The sequence below is a fragment of the bacterium genome (assembly GCA_020854115.1).
Taxonomy (GTDB): Bacteria; Patescibacteriota; Saccharimonadia; order CAILAD01.
The window spans coordinates 1-2662 of record JADZGC010000003.1; the positions used below are offsets into that span (position 1 = coordinate 1).

Consider the following 2662-nt stretch of genomic DNA (forward strand, 5'->3'; position numbering starts at 1 on the left):
AATAATTGGGGTGTTTTCTAGAAAGCTTAACAAGCGCTCAGCCTTTGTCTCATTTTCAGCGGTAGCAATCAGAAATCGGCTGAAGAATAGAATATTCCCATTTATTTGGTTGATATAGAGCATTATCATCACGATATCTCCTGTGGTTGCACGACCTTGCCAGAGCTCAAATAGCTGCATACATATGGCCGCGAAGGCTACAAGGCGGGAAACAAAGAGTCTGCGACTGATTGACCAGCTCCAAATATTCGTAAGTTTGTTATTTAGCTCTAAAACTGTATGTGACTGGCGAAAGATACGGTTTCTTATTGTTGATTCTGCAGAGAGGCTCCGGATAGTTGCGTAATGTGAAAATCCTTCCGAGATCAATCCATAGCGTTTTTCGTCTGCGCGCCGAACATCTTTTCTGGGCTGCTTGGCTTTGAAATTTGCAATACGAAAGTCCCAGACATAAAACACCAAACTTATCAACACTAATAAGCCTGTAGCTGGGCTAGTCCATGTAATGATGGCAAGCGAAAAAAGAATAACCCCGCCGGGATCTAACAGGTTTTGTGAGACCATCATGATCCAGCTTAATAGACCGTTGATCCCAGCATTTATTTTTTCTTGTATTTTGCCTGAAGAGTTGGCCTCATAGTAATGATGAGATAGCTGCTGTGAGCGGAGAAAAATAACACGGAATAATCGATCATTTGCTAGATTATAAGTTTTGTCGGTGAGCCACCAACTCAGTCCATCGAAGAGGCTCATCAAGAATGCAAGTAATGATAAGGTAACAAATATAAGTCCAATGGTTGGTATAACTTGTTGAATAGTCTTACCGGTGACGAACGAAGGCCCCGTATCTACTATCCATTTAGTAAATATTGGCCAGAGAGAATTGATTGCAGCAAATAACAATGAAAATACTGCAATGAGGAATAGTCGAGGATAAATTCCCTTGAGAGAACCAGAGAGCTTTAAGAGATTCTTCATAATGCTCAGTATGACTTGTAGCGATTATATTTGACAAGTCTTTATTTTATTGTCCAGTTGTGCTATAATGGTTATGTTCAGTTAAGGGTGAGCATATGAGCCTGAAATCAGTCAATTCATCTGGCACAGAAGCAGAAAACCAGGCATAATACGATTACAAAGGATATGGCAAAGCGAACACGTAAATCAGCGCGGCCTCGAGCAGCCCGCAAGCCAACTGTCGAAAAAGATCCACTGCTCTCGAAGGCTGCCAAGCAAGACATCGCGGCAATCTTCGTCCTCGGTGTGGCGACTTTAATTATTATTGCGTTCTTCAATGGCGCAGGTTCGTTGGGTATAAACCTTGTTGCACTCCTAAAGACCCTCATCGGGCAGGCGGTGTATCCACTACCGTTTGCTTTGATCTTCTTGGCGTACGCACTCTTCCGTGTAAGTAAGTATGAGCTTAAGGCAAATAATTATTTTGGGCTGGTTGTGTTCTTTATATTACTTGCCGGTATCGTGCAGTTTGCTCTGGCTGGCAGCGGGTCGGAACTCTCAGAGTTGTCGACTCAAGGAGGTTTTATCGGCTACGGCTTGTGGATGCTCTTAAATCCATTGCTGACTCAGCCGGTTGCACTTTTTGTGCTCGTTCTCCTCGAACTCATTACGGTCATTATTGCTACAAATGTGCGGCTGGTCGAGCTTTGGCGTAAGCTGCGTCGCAAGAAGCTCGATGGCGAACCTGAACTGGAGGTGAAACAACCAGGCTTTACAGTGAGTACGAAGCTACCATTTCGCGGTACGGTCGGGGGTGAGGATGATAATAAGCCGAAGCAGCCAGCTCGTGCCGTGACTGCCACACTTGATAAGAACTGGAAGTATCCACCACTTGATCTCTTAAAGGGGATGTCGACGAAGGCTGATGCTGGCAATGAAAAAGAAAAAGCCGGTGTTATCGGTACGACCTTCAAGGAGTTTGGTATCGATGTAAAGATGGTCGGTGTCAATGTTGGTCCGACGGTAGCGCAGTATACTATGCGCCCTTCTACAGGTGTGAAGTTGAATAAAATCACGGCACTGGATCGCAACTTAGCGTTGGCGCTGAAAGCTCCTCAAGTACGCCTCGAAGCACCGATTCCCGGGACAGACCTAGTAGGCATCGAAGTGCCAAATGAAAAAGCAGCTCAAGTACGATTGCGTGACATCATGGAAAGCAAAGATATGCAATCTAAGCCCAGCAAGCTGGAATTTGTGCTCGGTCGTGACGTAGCAGGCGATATCCTTACGGCTGACTTGGCGAGTATGCCGCACCTTCTCGTCGCCGGTACGACTGGCTCCGGTAAGTCAGTCATGATCAATACACTACTGACCTCCTTCTTATATCGCAACTCTCCAGCAGAACTTAGGCTCATCTTGGTCGATCCAAAGCGGGTTGAGATGACACTCTATAATGACATCCCGCATCTGCTTACGCCAGTGATTTATGAGCCTGACAAGACCATTTCAGCTCTCAAGTGGGCAGTGAGTGAGATGGATCGACGCCTGAAGCTGCTTGCGGATAGGACGAAGCGAAATATCGGCGAATATAACGCACAAAAAGACGTCGAGCCGATGCCATACATTGTGATTGTATTAGATGAGTTTTCAGACCTCATGGCGGTAGCCGGTAAGGACGTTGAGGCGCTTATCGTGCGCATTGCTC

At 45.9% G+C, this 2662-nt stretch carries 2 protein-coding genes; one reads left to right on the top strand and one right to left on the bottom strand.

The annotated features are described in order from the left end of the window. Positions 1 to 978 (bottom strand): ABC transporter ATP-binding protein (locus IT415_00260; GenBank protein ID MCC7543135.1); only part of this gene is annotated, 978 nt, incomplete at its 3' end. A gap of 165 nt (positions 979 to 1143) precedes the next feature. On the opposite strand from IT415_00260, the gene IT415_00265 reads away from it, so the two are divergent. Then, positions 1144 to 2662 (top strand): DNA translocase FtsK 4TM domain-containing protein (locus IT415_00265; protein MCC7543136.1); only part of this gene is annotated, 1519 nt, incomplete at its 3' end.